Below are 4,924 nucleotides of genomic sequence, written 5' to 3' on the forward strand. Positions count from 1 at the left end.
GCGCTGGATGGCCAGACCGCGACGACCGGCCTCCATGACCGCGGCGAACAGGTCGAGGGGTCCGCGAATCTTCGAGGATCGATCCTTGCGGGTGAAGGTCCCCACGCCCTGGAAGGTCTCGGCCATGGCGGCCGAGCGTTCAGACAGGCGCCGGGCGTCGGCGGCGTGCAGCAGCAGGTCATCCAGCACCACGCGTTCCGACACCCCTCGGCGGACGCGGGAGAAGGCGAACCCGCCGGTGGCGGCGACTTCGCCAGTCCAGCGGCCGTCGCCTTCCTCGGCGTAGAGGTCCATGCGCGCGGCGGCCGTGGCCAGGTCGCCGCCGCCCTCGTTCAACAGGCCGGCGAGCGCGGCCTGTTCGATGGCGATGGCCGGGGCGCGGCTGGAGAGGCGTTCGATATTGGCCTTGGCCCCCCGCGCGCCCTGCACAAGGGCCAGCAGGTCGGCGCCCACCAGCCGTTCGCCCGATCGCAGGTCCAGGGTCGCGCCCTCGACCCCCTCGTCGATCAGGTAGTTCTCGAGCTCGGCGTCGTCCTTGAGATAGCGGGACTGGCGGTTCTTGGTCGCCTTGTAGAGCGGCGGTTGGGCGATATAGAGGAAGCCCCGCTCGATGATCTGCGGCATCTGCCGATAGAAGAAGGTCAGCAGCAGCGTGCGGATGTGGGCGCCGTCGACGTCGGCGTCCGTCATGATGACGATCTTGTGGTAGCGGACCTTCTCGATATCGAACTCGTCGCGCCCGATGCCGGCGCCCAGGGCCACGATCAGGGTGCCGATCTGGTCAGACGACAACATCTTGTCGAACCGCGCCCGCTCGACGTTCAGTATCTTACCGCGCAGGGGCAGGATCGCCTGGTTCTCCCGATTGCGCGCCTGCTTGGCCGAGCCGCCGGCGGAGTCGCCCTCCACCAGGAAGATCTCGGACTTGGCCGGGTCCTTCTCCGAGCAGTCGGCCAGCTTGCCGGGCAGGGAAGTGATGTCGAGGGCCGACTTTCGCCGCGTCAGTTCGCGGGCCTTTCGGGCGGCCTCGCGGGCCATGGCCGCCTCGGCGATCTTCTGGACGATCAGCTTGGCTTCGACCGGGTGTTCCTCGAACCACTGGCCGATGCCCTCCGACACCAGGCCCTCGACGGCCGGGCGGACCTCGGAGGAGACCAGCTTGTCCTTGGTCTGCGACGAGAACTTCGGATCGGGCACCTTGACCGACAGCACGCAGGTCAGGCCTTCGCGGGCGTCCTCGCCCGACAGTGAGACCTTCTCGCGCTTGGTGGCGCCCGAGCTCTCCGCGTAGCCGGTGATGATCCGGGTGAGCGCCGAGCGGAAGGCCGCCAGGTGGGTGCCGCCGTCCTTCTGCGGGATGTTGTTGGTGAAGCAGAGGACGTTCTCGTGATAGCCGTCGTTCCACCACAGCGACATGTCGAGTTCGACGTTCTCCTTCTTGCCCCGGATCACGATGGGGCTGCGGAGCAGCGGCGTCTTGGCCTTGTCCAGATGGCGCACGAAGGCCTCGATGCCGCCCTCGTAGTGCAGGAGTTCGACGAAGGGCTCGGCCTCGCGATTGTCCTTCAGCCAGATGGTCACGCCGGAGTTCAGGAAGGCCAGCTCGCGCAGGCGGTGCTCCAGGGTCTTCCGGTCGTAGTCGATGAAGGCGAAGGTCTCGGTGGAGGCCAGGAATGTCACTTCGGTCCCCGACAGGAACTCGCCGTTCTCGCGCAGCGGCGCGTCGCCGGTCATCACCAGGGGCGAGACCGCGTCGCCGCGGCGGAACTCCATCTCGTAGGCCTTGCCGCCGCGATAGATCTTAAGCTTGAGCCAGTCGGAGAGCGCGTTCACGACGGAGACGCCCACCCCGTGCAGGCCGCCTGAGACCTTGTACGAGTTCTGGTCGAATTTCCCGCCCGCGTGCAGCTGGGTCATGATGACCTCGGCCGCCGAGACGCCCTCGCCCTCGTGGATGTCGACGGGAATGCCGCGGCCGTCGTCGGTGACCGTGACCGACCCGTCGGCGTTGAGGATCACCTCGACGCGGGTGGCCCACCCCGCCAGCGTCTCGTCGATGGCGTTGTCGACCACCTCATAGACCATGTGGTGCAGGCCCGAGCCGTCGTCGGTGTCGCCGATGTACATGCCCGGCCGCTTGCGCACGGCGTCCAGGCCCTTCAGCACCTTGATGGACTCGGCGCCGTATTCGGCCTGGCCGTTGTTCTCGGGCGTGTTGTCGGGAATCTGCGTCTCGTCGGTCATTCAGTGTCCAGAATCGCCGGGTTCGAGCCATCCACGTGGACGCCCTGGGCCCGGCCCTTCAAATCCTCGAAGAGAAGCTCGTCCGTGCCGGTCAGGAACGCCTGCAGCCCGAGCGCCTCGATTTCGTCGAACAGCGCGGACCGCCTGCGGCGGTCGAGATGCGCTGCGACCTCGTCCAGCAACAATATAGGGTTTGGCTGCGATTCTGCACGCGAAAGACGCGCCGCCTGGGCCAAAACAAGGTTCAAAATCAGGGCTTTCTGCTCGCCGGTCGAGCATTCGGCCGCCGGCCTGTCCTTTTCGGCGTGGATCACCGCCAGATCGCCCCGATGCGGCCCGGTCAGAGCCCGCCCGGCGGCGGCGTCACGGTCGCGCGCGGCGGCCAGCGACCTTGCCAATCGCGCCTCGATCTGGGCGAATTCCACGCCCTCCCCGGCCATGCGTTCCCAGTCGCCGGTGAGGGTCAGCCTGGCCTGCGGGAAGGGTCGGTCGCCGCGCCCGTCGATCTCGGCCTGCAAGGCCGCCAGGGTGCGGGCGCGGGCCTCGGCCATCTGGGCGCCGGCCTCCGCCAGCCGCGCCTCCAGGGCCGAAAGCCAGGCGGGATCGGCCGGTCCCTCGGTCAACAGCCGCATCCGCTCGCGCTGGGACTTCTCATAGGCCGAAACGTGGGCGGCGTGGCTGGGCTCGGCGGCGAACACCAGCCGGTCCAGGAAGCGGCGGCGATCGCCCGCGCCCTCCAGGAACAGCCGGTCCTGGGCGGGGGTCAGCCAGACCTGGCGCTGCAGGTCCGACAACCGGCCCGGCGGCACGGGCTCCCCCTCCAGCCGAACCGTGCGCCGCGCGGCGCCGGGGGTCTCGACGCCGGTGCCGACGCGGGTCTCCTCGCCGTTCTCGACGATCACCGCGGCGACGGCCCAGGCCCGGCCCTGGGTCTCCCCCGGCTGGCGGCGGCCCATCTCGGCCAGCGCCGCGCCGCGCAGGCCGCGCCCCGCCGTGAACAGGCTGATCGCCTCCAGCAGGTTGGTCTTGCCCGCGCCGTTGGGCCCCACCAGGAACACCGGCCGGCCGTCCAGGGTCAGCTCGGCGCGGCCGTAGGATCGGAAATCCGTCAGGGTCAGGTGGGCGAAGGCGGTCACCGGCGCGTCATACCCGGTTTCGCGGGCAGGCGCGAAGGGGGCGAGCTTGGCCTTAGGAACAACAGTCCGCCGCCGCCGTTCGACCTCCTCAATTGGAGAAACCGACATGACCACCGAAGTCGAGATCAAAGAGAAGTTCTGGAAGGCGCTGCGCTCGGACATGACCGTCATGCTGGGCCTGACCGGCGTCGACGACGACCACGCCAAGCCGATGACCGCGCAGCTGGACGGCGATGACGACCGCGGCCCGATCTGGTTCTTCACCGCCAAGGACACTGAACTGGTCGAGGCGATGGGCGACGGCGGCGACCGCGCGGTATTCCACTTCGCCGACAAGGGCCATGACGTGTTCGCCACCGTCCATGGCCGCCTGACCGCCCACAACGACCGGGCGACCATCGACCGTCTGTGGAACAAGTTCGTCGCCGCCTGGTACGAAGGCGGCAAGGACGATCCGAAGCTCCAGCTCCTTCGTTTCGACCCCGACGACGCCCAGATCTGGCTCAACGCCAACAGCCTGTTCGCCGGCGTGAAGATGCTGCTCGGCAGCGATCCGAAGAAGGACTACGCCGACAAAACCGCCGAAGTTCGCCTGAACTAGCGGCCGCCCGCGAACACCTTCCGCAGGAACAACGTCTCGGCCTCCCGCAACGCGTCGCGGTTTTGTTGCTTGCGGAAGCCGTGGCCTTCGTCCTTGGCCATCATCCACCAGACGTCGCCGCCGTTGGCGCGGACCTTGGCGACGATCTGCTGGCCTTCGGTCCAGGGCACGCGAGGGTCGTTGAAGCCGGCGATGACGAACAGCGGCTTGGTCATCTTGTCGGTGAGGTTGAGCGGCGAGATGCGGTCGAACTCGGCCTTCATCTCCGGGTCGCGCTCGTCGCCGTACTCCACGCGGCGCAGGTCGCGGCGATAGCCCTCGGTGTTGGTGAGGAAGGTGGTGAAGTCGCTGATGCCCACCGTGTCGATGGCGCCGGCGATGCGGTCATTATAGGCCGCCAGCGCCGCCAGGCTCATGAAGCCGCCATAGGAGCCGCCGGAGACCACCACACGGCTCTTGTCGAGGTCAGGCTGGGTCGCGATCCAGTCGAGCAGGGCGCCGATGTCCTTCACCGAGTCCTGGCGCTTCATGGCGTTGTCGAGGGCCAGGTAGGTCTTCCCGTAGCCTGTGGAGCCGCGGACGTTCGGCGCGATCACCGCGGCGCCAAGCTCCTTGGCCCAGTACTGGTAGGTGCTGGAGAACCCTGGCCGCGTCTGGCCTTCCGGCCCGCCGTGGATGTCGATGATCACCGGCGAGGGCCCCTTCGCCCCCTTGGGCCGGTAGATCCAGGCGGGGATCTGGCGCTTGTCGAAGCTGGCGAAGCGGATCAGGCCGGGCTCCACCATGTCGGCGGACTTCAGGCCACCCATCTCGCTGTGGGTCCAGCGGACCAGCTTCGAGTCCGGAAGGTCCCAGGTCCAGACATCGGCGGGCGAGGTCGACGAGTTCAGTCCGATGGCCAGCCGCAGGGTATCGGGCGAAAACTTCAAGTCCGCCAGCACGC

The 4,924-nt window shown here is 68.2% G+C and carries 4 protein-coding genes; 1 reads left to right on the top strand and 3 read right to left on the bottom strand.

Annotated features, from left to right (window positions below):
- Positions 1-2,244, bottom strand: a 2,244-nt coding sequence (locus tag RMO04_RS05690; RefSeq protein WP_309643821.1) for a DNA gyrase subunit B, incomplete at its 3' end; no start/stop codon positions are given.
- Positions 2,241-3,380, bottom strand: coding sequence for a DNA replication/repair protein RecF (recF, locus tag RMO04_RS05695; protein WP_309643822.1), 1,140 nt, complete (start codon positions 3,378-3,380; stop codon positions 2,241-2,243). The genes recF and RMO04_RS05690, both read right to left, overlap by 4 nt.
- Positions 3,381-3,486: 106 nt before the next feature.
- On the opposite strand from recF, the gene RMO04_RS05700 reads away from it, so the two are divergent.
- Positions 3,487-3,981 (top strand): pyridoxamine 5'-phosphate oxidase family protein, encoded by a 495-nt coding sequence (locus RMO04_RS05700; protein ID WP_309643823.1) that lies wholly within the window; start codon positions 3,487-3,489, stop codon positions 3,979-3,981.
- Here RMO04_RS05700 and RMO04_RS05705 read toward each other — a convergent pair.
- A partial coding sequence (locus tag RMO04_RS05705) for an alpha/beta fold hydrolase (RefSeq protein ID WP_309643824.1) occupies positions 3,978-4,924 on the bottom strand: 947 nt, incomplete at its 5' end. The two genes, RMO04_RS05700 and RMO04_RS05705, sit on opposite strands and share 4 nt — an antisense overlap.

The organism is Phenylobacterium sp., from assembly GCF_031412415.1.
GTDB lineage: Bacteria > Pseudomonadota > Alphaproteobacteria > Caulobacterales > Caulobacteraceae > Phenylobacterium.

Coding starts and splice junctions, on each gene's coding strand:
- RMO04_RS05700 (WP_309643823.1), top strand. CDS start 3,487: ATGACCACCGAAGTCGAGATCAAAGAGAAGTTCTGGAAGGCGCTGCGC.